Annotated in this window: 13 protein-coding genes; 3 read left to right on the top strand and 10 right to left on the bottom strand. The window is 63.7% G+C overall.

Features of this window, described 5'->3' with window-relative positions; translation table 11 throughout:
- Positions 1 to 199 precede the first annotated feature (199 nt).
- Together ABD884_RS01685 and ABD884_RS01680 are read right to left on the bottom strand one after the other, a co-directional pair.
- Positions 200 to 841, bottom strand: a complete 642-nt coding sequence (locus ABD884_RS01685) for an ArsR/SmtB family transcription factor (protein ID WP_345034824.1) — start codon at positions 839 to 841, stop codon at positions 200 to 202.
- Between the two features lie 49 nt (positions 842 to 890).
- Positions 891 to 2582 (bottom strand): DUF7059 domain-containing protein, encoded by a 1692-nt coding sequence (locus ABD884_RS01680; protein WP_345034819.1) that lies wholly within the window; start codon positions 2580 to 2582, stop codon positions 891 to 893.
- 66 nt (positions 2583 to 2648) lie between these two features.
- Between ABD884_RS01680 and ABD884_RS01675 the strand changes: the two genes are divergently transcribed.
- Positions 2649 to 3086 (top strand): hypothetical protein, encoded by a 438-nt coding sequence (locus tag ABD884_RS01675; protein WP_345034815.1) that lies wholly within the window; start codon positions 2649 to 2651, stop codon positions 3084 to 3086.
- A gap of 82 nt (positions 3087 to 3168) precedes the next feature.
- On the opposite strand, the gene trhO is transcribed toward ABD884_RS01675, so the two are convergent.
- A complete protein-coding gene (gene trhO, locus ABD884_RS01670) occupies positions 3169 to 4062 on the bottom strand; it encodes an oxygen-dependent tRNA uridine(34) hydroxylase TrhO (RefSeq protein ID WP_345034812.1) in 894 nt (297 codons plus the stop codon).
- 126 nt (positions 4063 to 4188) lie between these two features.
- Between trhO and ABD884_RS01665 the strand changes: the two genes are divergently transcribed.
- Both ABD884_RS01665 and ABD884_RS01660 read left to right on the top strand, forming a co-directional pair.
- The gene (locus ABD884_RS01665; RefSeq protein ID WP_345034809.1) at positions 4189 to 4884 is read left to right on the top strand and encodes a GNAT family N-acetyltransferase; all 696 of its coding nucleotides are present in this window, start codon (positions 4189 to 4191) and stop codon (positions 4882 to 4884) included.
- 111 nt (positions 4885 to 4995) lie between these two features.
- Positions 4996 to 7320, top strand: coding sequence for a DEAD/DEAH box helicase (locus tag ABD884_RS01660; protein WP_376954674.1), 2325 nt, complete (start codon positions 4996 to 4998; stop codon positions 7318 to 7320).
- 46 nt (positions 7321 to 7366) lie between these two features.
- Here ABD884_RS01660 and ABD884_RS01655 read toward each other — a convergent pair whose 3' ends face one another.
- The 7 genes from ABD884_RS01655 to ssd form a co-directional block, all read right to left on the bottom strand.
- Entirely contained in the window at positions 7367 to 7744 is a 378-nt protein-coding gene (locus tag ABD884_RS01655; RefSeq protein WP_345034799.1) for an Rv3654c family TadE-like protein, read from the bottom strand.
- The gene (locus tag ABD884_RS01650; RefSeq protein ID WP_345034793.1) at positions 7741 to 8331 is read right to left on the bottom strand and encodes a TadE family type IV pilus minor pilin; all 591 of its coding nucleotides are present in this window, start codon (positions 8329 to 8331) and stop codon (positions 7741 to 7743) included. Before ABD884_RS01650 ends, ABD884_RS01655 begins: the two co-directional genes overlap by 4 nt.
- The gene (locus ABD884_RS01645; RefSeq protein ID WP_345034786.1) at positions 8328 to 8672 is read right to left on the bottom strand and encodes a DUF4244 domain-containing protein; all 345 of its coding nucleotides are present in this window, start codon (positions 8670 to 8672) and stop codon (positions 8328 to 8330) included. Before ABD884_RS01645 ends, ABD884_RS01650 begins: the two co-directional genes overlap by 4 nt.
- A gap of 169 nt (positions 8673 to 8841) precedes the next feature.
- A complete protein-coding gene (locus tag ABD884_RS01640; RefSeq protein ID WP_345034783.1) occupies positions 8842 to 9474 on the bottom strand; it encodes a type II secretion system F family protein in 633 nt (210 codons plus the stop codon).
- Entirely contained in the window at positions 9474 to 10256 is a 783-nt protein-coding gene (locus ABD884_RS01635; RefSeq protein WP_345034774.1) for a type II secretion system F family protein, read from the bottom strand. Before ABD884_RS01635 ends, ABD884_RS01640 begins: the two co-directional genes overlap by 1 nt.
- Positions 10253 to 11524, bottom strand: coding sequence for a TadA family conjugal transfer-associated ATPase (locus ABD884_RS01630; protein WP_345034770.1), 1272 nt, complete (start codon positions 11522 to 11524; stop codon positions 10253 to 10255). The genes ABD884_RS01635 and ABD884_RS01630 overlap by 4 nt, the downstream gene beginning before the upstream one ends.
- The gene (ssd, locus tag ABD884_RS01625) at positions 11521 to 12834 is read right to left on the bottom strand and encodes a septum site-determining protein Ssd (protein ID WP_345034762.1); all 1314 of its coding nucleotides are present in this window, start codon (positions 12832 to 12834) and stop codon (positions 11521 to 11523) included. The genes ABD884_RS01630 and ssd overlap by 4 nt, the downstream gene beginning before the upstream one ends.
- Between the last annotated feature and the right edge of the window lie 79 nt (positions 12835 to 12913).

The raw sequence follows: 12913 nt of genomic DNA, 5'->3' as shown, positions 1-12913 counted from the left end.
TCGTGCCCATATTGGCCTAGTTCACCATATTTTGCAGAATCGTGCGTTTCCATGTGAACAACTACTGTGAAAAAATGGTGCGTTGGGCCCACGCCGCCAGGGTTCCCTGGCCGTGGGGCCCCACCGGCGAGGGTCCCTGCCTGAGCTTGCGAAGGCTGGGAGCCGGTGGGGACTTGCGAGGCTAGGGTGGCGGTGGGGACTAGCTGGCAGATGGCGTTCGGTCGTCCGGAATCATCGACCACATCGTAGCGATCCGGACCGCACCTTCCGGAATCCGCGTAGGATCTTCGAGCTCATATGACCTGATGAGTTCCTGGAATTTGGCCTTGAGATCCGTCCGCTGCTCCGGAGTCAAGTAAAGCAGATCGCTGGACAGCACCATCGCGGCTGCCTCGTTCGCGGACTCACCACGCTGCCGCCGCTCGCCACGGGCGCGGGTGAAGGCGGTGGCCCGACGCCGGAAAGCGTCCAGTTCGAGTTCGACGACGGCGATCTCCGGACTCGGAGCATTTCCGCCGGATTTGATGGTGAAGTCCGAACCGGCGGCCTTCCACCGGCGTTCGCGTGCATCACCTTTGTTGCCGGCAGGAGTCACGATCCCCCATTTCTGGAGGGCCCTCAAGTGGTAGCTCATGGCGCTGGGCGTGAGGCCGGTCTGCACGGCAAGCTCAGTGGCAGTGCGGCTCAGCTGCGTGGAATACAGTTCCGAGATGACCTCAAGCCGGGCTGCATGGGCGAGCGCACGGATGGCTTTGGGGTCGGTGATCTCCACCGTCTTCCCGGGCCGTTTCCGGCGTTTCGGGGATGCCAGCCCGGTGATTACCCCGTTGTCTTCATTCACCGGAACAGTTTATCCGCCGGGAGCGCCGCAATTGTGCTACTCCGTTGTCCTAGCCCGCGGCGTGCAGGAAGCCATCGCGTACCAGGTTCGCGACGTCATCGAGCAATCCGGCGCGGAAAGCCTCGTCGTCGAAGTCGGCCCCTCCACCCAGGATGGCGGCCAGGGCCCCGACCAGCTGGCGGACGGACAGCTCGCCGTCGCACGCCGAGGCAAAGCCGGCCAGCTCCGTACTCAGCAGGTTCGTCCGGCGCAGCCCCGCGCCCTGGCGCAACAAGATGACCCCGGGGTGCTCGGCGCCCGGACGCTGGTGGCGTTCCTCGGTCACGTCCTCCGCCACGACCAGATAGGCGTCGGCGAGCTCGTGGGTGTCCAGCCAATCGGCGCGTTCGACGGCGGCGGCGAGGTGCGGACCGATCGGTTGCTCGATGGGGTACGTGATTTCTTCGAAGCGGCGTCGTGCCTCTTTCCGCACGGTTCCGGCGTCCACGGCACCATCTGCCGGGCGCCGCAGCCAGATCATTCCGAAGCCGATGGACTCAACGTTGCGGGACGCGAAATCTTCCAGGTAGGCGACGTAGGCATCGCGGTAGAGCTTGCGGTCCCGGCCCTCGGAAGCGTCCTGGAGCCATGTTTCTGCGTAAAGCTCCGGGCTCACTTGTTCCCGCTGGATGAACCATGCTTCCGTGCCGGAACCTGTCAGCCACGAGGCGGGCCGCTCGCTCCATCCCGTGCCCGCGGTGATTTCCCAGTTGCCGAGCATCTGCGCCGTGCCTCCGGGCGCGAGGACATCGGACAGGGTGCGGACGAGGGTGGCGACGATATCGTCACCGGGGAGCCCGCCGTCGCGGTAGGTGAACTGCTCCGAAGCGTGCTCGCCGGCACTTCGAGGGGTAATGACGAACGGCGGATTGGACACCACCAGATCAAAAGTCTCTCCCGCCACAGGCTCCAGCAGGGACCCCAGCCGCAAGCTCACGCGCGATTCCAGGTCGGCCGGGTCCAGGTGCAAGGCCTCGGCATTGAGCATCAGGTTGAAACGGGTGAACGCGAGGGCCCGCGCGGAGATGTCTGTGGCGGTGACGTGATCGCTGTGGTGCAGGAGGTGGAAAGTCTGGATTCCGCAGCCCGTCCCGAGGTCCAGGGCGCGTTTCGAGTGCCGCCGGATGGTGGTCTGGAGAAGCGTAGTGGACGCCTGCCCGATGCCCAGCACGTGGTCATGCCGGAGAACGCCCGGCCGCTGATGGGCCGCGAGATCGCTGGCAACCCACAGCTCGGCGCCGCCGCTTCCGCTGCTGTCTGCTCCGGAGTCACCTTCCCAGCCGTACGGCCGCACATCCACTTTGGCGGCGACAGCACCGGCGTCGTTCTTCTCCACCAGGCCAAGTACCGCTAGGCCCGAGGTGCGGATCCCCGGCAGCGCGGCGTCAACGTCGTCTTCCGTTTGCGGGACGGCCAGGAGCCACAAGCGGACGACGACGGCGAGCGCGGCTTTCGCGCGGTCCGTCGTCGAGTCGCCGTTGAGGGCAGCCGGATCGGTGACGATCAGTGCGGGGATGAGCTGGTCCCGGGCGAGCGCCGTGTGGGCCGACTCCCCCAGAAGAGCCGCCACTCCATCCACCGTGTATCCAACGTTTCGCAAATCTCCGGCGAGCGCCGTGAGTAGCTCGTGGAGGTCACTGCGCGGAGCGTCGGGAGTGGTGGGGGTGGTCCCCGGGATGGTGGGCGTTGCGGGATCAGTCACTGTGCAAGTCTATTGGCGCTGGTGACCCCGTCCGCGGAGAGGCGCCTGAGCAGGTAGCGTTGAATCATGGCATTTCACCCCTCCACGTGGCGCCGCGCCGCCGTCCTGGTCATTGGCGCAGGTACCTTGGCGATAGCGGCGTGCTCCCCCGGCGGGTCTGTTTCGGACGCCAACGTCCCAGCGTGGAAGGCGACCACCATGCCTTCCGCGACGGGGATCGTTCTGGAGGACTCCGGCAAGATTCCGAACCGCGACCCCTTGGTCAAGAACTTCACCGGCATCGCAGCGGGAAACTATACTTTGACCGTGGCCTGCGGAGGCGGCGGCAAGGCATTCTTCGACGTTTCCTCGGGCGGCAACCAGATCACCGAAGCCGGGGCGGCATGCAATGGCAGCCCCGAAACCTCCCGCATCAAAGTTCCGTCGTCCGGTCCCCTGAGCATCAGTGCAAGCAGCGTGGATGCGCCTGTAATCTACGCCTACCAACTGGTGTCCGCTTCCTGACTGCGGCCTCGTGACGGGGGCCGTTGTGGAATGCCGCCGGTGTGGAATGCCTCGGGGAAATTCGCGTGCCGGTAAAGCGGCTCTAGGCCGCGCAGCCTTCCGGGCAACGCAGCGTTTCGGGGCTGGAGGCACATTCGGCGCAATAGAGCGTGAGGTTGCGACAGCTCAGGTTGGAGCAGTTTTCAAACTTGTTGGTGGGCGCCTGGCAGCGGACGCATTGGCCGATGGTCTTGGCCTCTTTGCTGAATTCCAGGTGCATGCGCTTGTCGAAAACGTACAGGGATCCTTCCCATAGGCCTTGGTCCTTGTAGGTTTCGCCGTAGCGGACAATTCCGCCGTCGAGTTGGTAGACCTCTTTGAAACCGCGGTTCACCATCAGGCTGGAGAGGACTTCGCAACGGATCCCGCCCGTGCAGTACGTGACCACGGGCTGGTCCTTGAGGTCGTCGTACTTGCCGGAGTCGAGTTCCTTGATGAAGTCGTGGGTAGTGGCGACGTCGGGAACAATTGCGTCCTTGAACTTGCCGATCTGGGCTTCGAAAGCGTTGCGGCCGTCGAAGAACTTCACGTTCTGACCGGCCGCCTTCTTTTGCTCCAGGAGTGCGTGGAGTTCTTCGGGCTGAAGGTGGGTGCCGCCGCCGACAACGCCCTTCTCATCGACCTTCAGTTCGCCGGGGGCGCCGAAGGACACGATCTCATCGCGGACTTTCACGCTGAGGCGGGGGAAGTCCGAGGCGCCGCCTTCAGACCATTTGACGTCGATCCCGTGGAAACCCTTGTACTCCTTCGTGGTCTTCACATACTGCTTGACCTGGTTCAGCTCCCCACCAACTGTGGCGTTGATGCCGTCCCGCGAAATGAGGATGCGCCCGGTCAGGCCGAGCTTCTCGCACAGGGCACGTTGCCAGAGCCGGACGGCGTCGGGGTCCGCTATCGGGGTAAAACCATAGAAGAGAACAATTCTGTTTAAAGCCACCAGTTAAGGGTACTTGGTGGCCCCAAACCCGCTGTTTCGAGCTGTAATCCGGGGCTCCAAAGTGTTAATGGAGCTGTTACTGACAGCCCCCTGTTGATTCCCAGAATGCTGGCATAGTCTCTCTACATGAGTCACGACGCCTTGGTTGAAGACATCGCTGAACTGCTGGAAGTCTGGGTGGCTGGCTGGGCTGGTTCCCGGAATTACGACACGCGCAAGGAAGGCCGGTTCCCGGCGGCGCTGCGTGCGGACAAGACCGGTGATTGGGAGTACTTTGCGTATGACCCGTTGGATACCGAGTTTGCCGAACTGGCTGCCAAGACCGCGGAGGCGGACACACGCATCTTGACGATCCTTACTAACGATGCCGGGCGATACACCCAGTTGGCACGTGAGAACGGGCTGAACATCACCTCCGATTCCCAGACCATGATGATCGTGGACATGGGGACCCAAGATGCGGAAGACCCATGGTTGTCGGATGACGATCTCAAGCTCACGATTTCCGAAAGCAATGGCGTCCACTACGCGGTGGTCCATGCTGGCGACAAGGTGGCGGCCAGCGGCCAGGTATTCGTGGTCGGGCAGACTGCGGTGTTCGACAAGATCGTTACCGAAGCCAACTACCAGCGCCGGGGACTGGGCAGTTTCATCATGAAGGCCCTCGCCGCGCAGGCATTTCAACACGACGTTGATAGCGGCCTCCTTCTGGCTTCCTTGGACGGACAACATCTCTATTCACACCTTGGCTGGAAGCACGTGTGCCAGGTGCTCATGATGTCCACCAAACCCGTCGACGAAACCGACCTGTCCGTGGCGTAGTTCCCTTTCCGCTTCGCCTCCTTCCGCGTCTGCAACAGCGTCCACAGCGGCTTCAATAGACGCTGGCTCTCGGCGCGGTGACAGAATGTTCAAGTGAACGCAACTGAATCGATGATCTCCCTCCTGGGCAGGAGCCCGGACCCGGAGCAGTTGCGACATGTCCGCACCATTCCAGCACGCCAGGCAATTCATGAGCCATGGCCGGACTGGGCCCATCCCGATATCGTTGCCGCCTACGGAACCTTGGGAATCCATGAACCGTACCGGCATCAAATCGAAGCAGCCGGGCTCGCCCACTCGGGTCAACACGTAGTCATTGCCACTGGCACCGCTTCCGGGAAGTCGCTGGCCTATCAGTTGCCGGCCCTGGACGCGATCCATCGTTCAGAGTTGCGCGTGCTGTCCGAACCGGGAAAGATCCACGACGACGGTGCCGTCACGCTGTATCTCTCCCCCACCAAAGCCCTTGCAGCCGACCAACTGGCAGCAATCCGGGCGCTCAAGCTCCCGACGGTTCGGGCCGAAACGTACGACGGCGATACCGAGCAGTCCCAGCGCCGCTGGATCCGCGATCACGCCAACTTCATTCTCGCCAACCCCGACATGCTGCACTTCGGGATCCTGCCGAACCACACGTGGTGGGCCCGTTTCTTCCGCAGGCTGCGTTACGTCATCGTGGATGAGTCACACAGCTACCGTGGGGTGTTCGGTTCGCATGTCGCCAATCTGATGCGAAGGCTACGCCGGATCTGCGCGTATTACGGTGCCGGTAACTCCTTCCCCGAGCCGGTATTCATCGCGGCGTCGGCGACGGCCTCGGACCCTGGCACTTCTTTTGCGCGGCTCATCGGCACTCCCGTCCGGGAAGTTTCAGAGGACTGCTCACCGCACGGCTCAACGACTGTCGCTTTCTGGGAACCTGCCCTGACCGATGTGAAGGGCGAAAACGGGGCCAAGTCTCGGAGAACCGCCGTGGCCGAGACCGCGGACATCCTGGCAAATCTGGTGTGCTCCCGTGTGCGCACGATCGCTTTCATTAAATCGAGGCGCGGCGCAGAGACCATTTCGTCCATTACCAAGCGACTCCTAAACGAGGTCGATCCCAGCCTGCCCCAGCGCGTTGCCGCGTACCGTTCGGGGTATCTCCCCGAGGAGAGACGGGCACTGGAGAGGGCGTTGCGCTCCGGCGAGCTGCTAGGAGTCTCCAGCACGTCTGCGTTGGAACTGGGCATCGACATTTCCGGACTAGACGCCGTGCTGGTAGCTGGCTGGCCTGGAACCAGGGCTTCCCTGTTCCAACAGATCGGACGGGCGGGCCGCGCGGGCCAAAACGCCATTGCCGCATTCGTGGCCAGCGACGACCCCTTGGACACATACCTTGTCAATCATCCGGAGGCGATCTTCGATGTGTCCGTCGAAGCCACCGTCTTCGACCCAGGAAACCCCTACGTGCTGGGCCCCCACCTGTGTGCCGCGGCGGCCGAGCTCCCCATAGGGGCGGCCGAACTTGAACTCTTTGGGCCCACGTCCGAGCCTTTGCTGAATCAGCTGGTAGAACAGGGCTACCTGAGGAAACGGCCCGCAGGCTGGTTCTGGACCCATCCTGAGAGCGCCGCGGCCATGGTGAACCTTCGCGCGGATGGCGGCGGACCTGTAAGCATCGTGGACTCAGAGACCGGCTCCCTGTTGGGCACCATGGATTCGCCCCAGACGCATTACCAGGCGCACACCGGTGCCATTTATGTACACCAAGGAGATAGTTACCTGGTGGAGGAACTAAACGAAGAGGACCATTGCGTGATGGTTCGTCGAGCGAACCCCGACTATTACACGACCGCGCGGGACGTAACGCAAATCGAGGTCCTGCAGACTCTGCGGAGCATGGAATGGGGCGATATTGCGGTCCATTTCGGCGAAGTGAAAGTAACAACGCAGGTGGTCTCCTTCCAACGTAAGGCACTGATCTCCAATGAGGTATTAGGGGAAGAGCCGCTGGAACTTGGGGCCAGGGATCTTTTCACCAAAGCAGTGTGGTTTGTGGTCCACAACCGTTCACTGACAAGCGCAGGTCTTGTCGAGGCACAATTCCCGGGTGCCCTTCACGCTGCCGAGCATGCCGCCATCGGTCTTCTCCCGCTGGTGGCCTCAAGTGACCGTTGGGACATCGGGGGTGTCTCTACAGCGCTTCACGCCGACACCGGTGTTCCCACGATCTTCGTCTACGACGGCCATCCAGGCGGTGCCGGATTTGCCGAGCGTGGCTTCGAGAAAGCCAAAGTGTGGTTGACCGCCACCAGGGATGCCATCAAAGCATGTGAGTGTGAGACTGGCTGCCCTTCCTGTGTCCAGTCCCCCAAGTGTGGCAACAAGAACAATCCGCTGGACAAGGACGCCGCGGTCACTCTAATCGACGTGCTCCTGCTGGACGCCGTGTGACCGACGCCGTTTGGGCGCGGGCAGTTCGCCCGGTTTGGGGCGCGGCCTAGGGGGGTGGCCCGGCCCGTGACCGGCCAGTAGCGGCTCCAAAAACAGTGCCTCGCACAAGTTCAGCGCGGATGTCCACGATCTCGCCTCCGCTCACTGTGCAGGCCGACACCGACGCTCCATTCCGTGCGGCCGTTTCGCGGGCGACTGCGCAAGGGTCTCCATCTGTCAGCCCACGGGCCGCGTCCGCAGCTGCAAGCGCGGCAAGGTCGGATGCAGCCGCTGCGCGCTGTGCCATCGCTGTTGCCTGCGCCAGCATGAGCGTTGCCACCATGCAGATCATGACGACAAGACCCAGGGAAACAGCTAGGAGGGTTCCCGAACCGCGTTCCAGATCCGGGCAGCCAAGGTCAGGGTTGTCGATGCGAGCCCTCACGCCACGACTTCTTCCACAGCGGCCACGAACCGTGCCTCCGGCACAGCACCATTGAAGTCAACAACGCCGCCGTCGACACCAAGGGACGGCAAGGGGGCTTCGGAGGCCCGCGGAGTCTCCCCCCTAGCCGACGCCGTGGCTGAAAGGCTCCAAGGAATGACGGAGCCTAACGGTCCAGCGACCCGGGCGGAGACTGTGACCTGGATCCATTCGCCGTGCTCCGCTACCACGGCTGATGCGGCATCCCCGGCCAATCTCCGAACGATTCCGTCCACGACCGCGTGGCCGTCGCCGCGGGCAAGGGCTCTTGCTCCCGCCCTGGCTGCTTCTTCCAAGCGCAACTGGGTAATTCCCGCGGCGGATCCAGCCAGAAGCAGGGCCAAAAGAAGCAGGACAGCAGGCAACGCCACAGCGAACTCCGCAGTGACGGCACCGTGGTCCCTCCCGGGTAGGAAATCACTCTCACGATCCTTCCCCGGGCCGCGAAATTTCTCTGCCGGAGGAGGCTGTCTTGTCGAGGAAGGCCACGGCCATGGAGACCTACCGAGCCGCAGCTTGCAGTACTCGAAGGGCTGCCGGTGTGTCATGGCAGGGCGAGTGCGGTGCGAATAAGGTTGAGGAGGAAGCCGCGTACTTCCTCGCTCCGGAGGATAACCACCAGGAGTCCTGCGAAGCCCACCGCGGCAAGAGTCGCGATGGCATACTCGGCCGTTGCCATGCCTAGCTCGGACGCCATGAGCCGCCTCTTAGACCGTCTTGCTTCCACGGGATCGTCGCTGGACTGCTCATGGATTGTTCCAGCGCTGGAATGCCTAGCGTGAGGCTGCCGAAAGGGCATATCTGCCGTAGAGCTCGGGAAAAGCTCTAGAACCTCAGCCTCATGTCGAGAAGGGGCGGCCTGAACCAGGGGGTGGGTGGCGGCATTCATTTCAGTTCCTTTCTATGGACCGGCTAGGTCACCGGCTGTACTCTTACTCTTCCGTTGGGGTCTGGGCCTCGAAAGAACCCAAATCTTCTAAGTGGAAAACTCACCCCTGACTGCTTGTGTGGAGGACTTGTGTGCGGCAAAGCCGCACCCTGAGCCGTACTGCGGCCGGCTATCCCGCAGACGGAAGCATTGCCAACAGCACCGGGACGACACCTAGGCAAATGAAAGCGGGAAGGGAACACAGCCCCAGTGGAATGACGAGTTTCACACCCAGTGCCGCGGCGCGCTTTTCCGCTGTCCGGAACTGTTCACGCCGCATACGCGCTGCCTGGGCGTAAAGGATGGCCGAGGAAGGAGCGCCGGTCAGGGCGGCAAAGGCGAGGGCGTCTTTGAGCCTGCGCGCTTCAGAGCACTGCTGGCCTGCGCTCCGCCACGCCGTCTCCCAGTCCGTTCCGATATCCAAGGCCGCTACCACTGCTCCCAGCGAGCGGCTGAGCTGGGGGGCCGCACAACTGGAAATCAGTTCAAGTGATCGTCCGATTCCCGCCCCCGAATCGAGCATGGCGGCCACCAGTTCAAGCATCATGGGCACATCGCGCAACCCTTCGTACACGTGAGGATTCCCGGCCGTCTTGGGGGCTCGGCCGCTGTCAACGCGATTCGGCGGGGCTTTGCCCCCGGAAGAGCCGCGAAGCACCCGTAGAGCTGTTCGCCGCCGGGCCTGTCCCGCACGGAGCAATCCTAAAACGGCGGCGGAAATCAACATTGAGGACACTGCGACGGCAGCGAGAGGCGCATCCATCACTGAACCCCAACCGCCGCGTGCACTAGTCGCGACGACCAGACTCTGCCGGCGACCGTCAGGACGATCCCGCCGACGAGCGCCGCCAATCCGACGCCATTGACCAAGAGGATGCCCCATGGATCCACTCCAAGCATCATGCCCAGCCCCAAGCCGAACACGGGCAACCACGTCAGGAGGCGCACCGTGGCTTTCGGGCCGGCCAAAGCGGTCTGCCGGGCACCATCGGCGTCGTCCTCGGCCTCAAGTTGGGCGACGAATCGCGTCAGAACGTCCGCTAATGGGCAACCACTCGCCTCCGCAATGTCCAAGCATGCGGCAAGTTCTCCCCAAATTCGCCGTTCCGAGGGATTCCCGCCGATGAGGTCCTTCGCAGACGCTGTTCTGATTGCTTCCGCGACTGACTCTCCGATCGTGGAGGCCGCCCGCGCCGCCGCGAGAAGCTGCACGGACTCAGCGGACACTCTGGGCCTGGCCGAACTCTTTCCTCGTGCGTTGGGACCCCCGGAGTCCGAATCCTTATCCCTGTCTCCGTGAACCAGCCACAACTCTTCCCAAAGCCTGGACGGCGAACGTCCGCCCCGGAGAAGTGCTGCCAACTGCTGCACGAGCACGGTGAGTGGCAGGGCATCCACGCGAACGCGTCTCCACGGCATCACCCTTGCAGGCGCAGCCGGAGGTGTAGGTGTCAGGGCGTGTACTACCCGGTTGCCAAGTCGCCTGGGCGGTTGGAATATCACCCAGGCCGCGGCGGCCAGGACAAGCATCAAAACCGCGGTCACCGGACGGTCCCCGAGTAATTCGAACGGTCAATCCGCCCCTGCGATTCGGGCCGTTCCGTCAGCCCGGGCAAGAGCCCGGGGTCCAGCCCAAGGCGCGCTGCGAGATCTTTCCAAGCCCTGGCGGCAACGGCGCCGCCTCGCCGCAGCTCTATGGCAGGAAGGACGGATTGGCCCGATGCGTCGTCCACCAACAGCCCAATGCACGACACTCTTCTGCCTGCGGCGGTCCGCTCGACGTGGATCACTACGTCCAATGCCGTTGAAAGCTGCAGTTGGACCGCTTCCCTGCTCAAGCCTGCGAGCGCGCCTAAGGCAACGAGCCTGGCCGGGACAGCGGAGGCCGTATTTGCATGGATCGTGCCGCCACCGCCTGTATGACCGGTATTGAGTGCCGTCAACAGCTCGCGGACTTCGGCACCGCGGCATTCTCCCACGATGAGCCGATCCGGACGCATGCGGAGCGCTTGCCGCACGAGTTCGCCGAGGTCGAGCGCACCCCCGCCCTCAAGGTTTCCGTGTCTGGACTCCAGAGACACAACGTGGGGGTGCACAGGATTCAGTTCCGAGGCATCTTCAATCAGGACCAGGCGTTCCGTGGGATCACTCAATCCGAGCATCGTGGACAGGAGCGTAGTCTTCCCGGAACCAGTGGCACCGCTGATCAGGAAGCTCAGCCTCCGGTCCACTATGGCCTGAAGCACGTGCTGCACGTGTGGCGCAAACATGCCTCCCGCGCACAGCTCGTCCATGGAGAAAACTTCCTCACGCCGGATCCGCACGGACAACAAGGTTCCGGCGGTGGAAATCGGAGGCAACACCGCGTGGACCCGGTATCCACCGTCGAGACGGACATCAACGCACGGCGAACCATCGTCCAAACGGCGCCCGCCGGCTGCCACAAGCCGGGAGGCCAGTGCCCGGACTTGAGGTTCGCCGTCGAAGTGCAGCTGTGCCCGTTCCAATCCTTTGCCGCGGTCGAACCACACAGAGTCCGGGCCATTCACGAAGATGTCCGTCACGGAAGGATCCCGTGCAAGTTGTTGGAGCGGTCCCAACCCGCTCAGCTCGGCGCTGATCGATTCGACGGCGGCGAGCGCACCGGCGGTTCCGAGAAGCCGGCCCGTGGCATGCACGGCGGCGGCCACCCGCGACGGAGTGACCGGTCCGGCATCGGCCATGACCGTTTCCCGAACAGTTTCAAGGAGTGCGGCATCCAGGCGCTGGCCCCTGCGCCGGTGGCCCTCGCTGCGGAAGTCGGAGGCAATCATGCTGCTCCGTCGAGAAGTTGCAGCACGGCTCTGGCAAAGCGGCGGACGGCCTTCCGCTTCCCGAATTCGAGCAGGCGTCCGAGCTCGGCTGCGGCTGCGGTTCCGCGGATCTCAGGGAGAACGCCGCCGAGTGGCAGCCCAAGTGATTCGGCGATGAGGGGTCCGTCCAGGGCCGAACCCGCATTTCCGCGGATCACCAGGGCAGTGTCCACGGGTGGCAACTCCTGCAGAAGCCTGGCCGCAGCGACTGCGGCGCGGAGCTGGGCCGGTGCCACGAGAAGAATTCTGTCGCAGTCCCAGGCGAAGCTCGCGAGTGATTCCGATCCGCGGCCAATGTCGACGATGACCAGCTCGAAGCCCCGTCTTGAAGCATCCAGGACAGCCGCAACGGCGCCGGGTTCTACGTCCAGTGACCGCTCGCGGCTACCCGGCCAGGACAAGAACGAGAATCCTCCCGCTGCGGGGAGTGAGTCGCTTAGCTGCCCGGAACCGATGCTACCGCTGGCGCCTGCAAGATCGGGCCAGCGAAGGCCAGGTGCATCCTCGGCAGCCAAACAAAGCTCCAGGCCGCCTCCCCTGGGATCGCCATCAACCAACAGGGTCCGTACCCCGTGGACGGCCGCTTCCTGGGCCAGCCAGACGGCAGCCGTGGAGGCGCCTGCACCGCCGCATCCTCCCGTCACGCCAAGCACCAGCCCTCCGGGTTCGGGGGCATGGGATCTGCTGAGGTGTTCCGCCAGCCAAGCTGCAGCTTCGGGCAAGACCGCCACGCGTTCGGCCCCCAGTGCCGCTCCTAATTGCCACAAAGAGTCCCCTTCCCCATTGAGGCCCAGCAAGACCGACGGCGGACGACGACGGGGCGGGAGTTCGCGGATATCACTGCCAAGAAGCACCATCCCGGCGGTGTCCCACATGGAGAGGGCACCGGCCGAATCGGCCGAAGTCCGGAGGCTGGCGCCGACGGCGGCAGCGATCCTTTCTATGTCGGCATGCAACCGCACGTTGTCCGTCACCAGCAGCACTTCGGCGGAATCGACGGGTAGCCACGGCTCGGCTGCCGCTGTGCTGGGATCCGGATCCGGATCCGCACGTGTATCCCGATCCCGGCCTGGATCCGGACCGCGTGCAGAGGCAATGCCGGGCCGGTGGCGTCCGCGTTGGAGTCCCGACGCGTCATGCATGCCCCGCCGCCCTGCGCGTGCGCGGGAACCAACACTGGCCTTCAACCCGGCGCGAGCACCGGCCCCCTCCCGAAGGCCGCCGTTGTCGCCACCACTGCCGCCACTCGGTTCGATATGTTGCCCGCTCATGAAACCACTGTTTCCGGTTCGCGGCGAGGATTGAAGAACGGTAGTGGCGTATGTGGACAAGCAGCCGGAATAGCTACTG

It is taken from the genome of Arthrobacter methylotrophus (assembly GCF_039539965.1).
GTDB classification, from domain to species: domain Bacteria; phylum Actinomycetota; class Actinomycetes; order Actinomycetales; family Micrococcaceae; genus Arthrobacter; species Arthrobacter methylotrophus.
Note: the sequence above shows the minus strand (reverse complement) of the source record. Positions and strands in the feature narration are given on the sequence as shown.

Coding starts and splice junctions, on each gene's coding strand:
- ABD884_RS01675 (WP_345034815.1), top strand. CDS start 2,649: ATGGCATTTCACCCCTCCACGTGGCGCCGCGCCGCCGTCCTGGTCATT.
- ABD884_RS01665 (WP_345034809.1), top strand. CDS start 4,189: ATGAGTCACGACGCCTTGGTTGAAGACATCGCTGAACTGCTGGAAGTC.
- ABD884_RS01660 (WP_376954674.1), top strand. CDS start 4,996: ATGATCTCCCTCCTGGGCAGGAGCCCGGACCCGGAGCAGTTGCGACAT.
- ABD884_RS01650 (WP_345034793.1), bottom strand. CDS start 8,331: ATGACACACCGGCAGCCCTTCGAGTACTGCAAGCTGCGGCTCGGTAGG.
- ABD884_RS01645 (WP_345034786.1), bottom strand. CDS start 8,672: ATGAATGCCGCCACCCACCCCCTGGTTCAGGCCGCCCCTTCTCGACAT.
- ABD884_RS01640 (WP_345034783.1), bottom strand. CDS start 9,474: ATGGATGCGCCTCTCGCTGCCGTCGCAGTGTCCTCAATGTTGATTTCC.
- ABD884_RS01630 (WP_345034770.1), bottom strand. CDS start 11,524: ATGATTGCCTCCGACTTCCGCAGCGAGGGCCACCGGCGCAGGGGCCAG.
- ssd (WP_345034762.1), bottom strand. CDS start 12,834: ATGAGCGGGCAACATATCGAACCGAGTGGCGGCAGTGGTGGCGACAAC.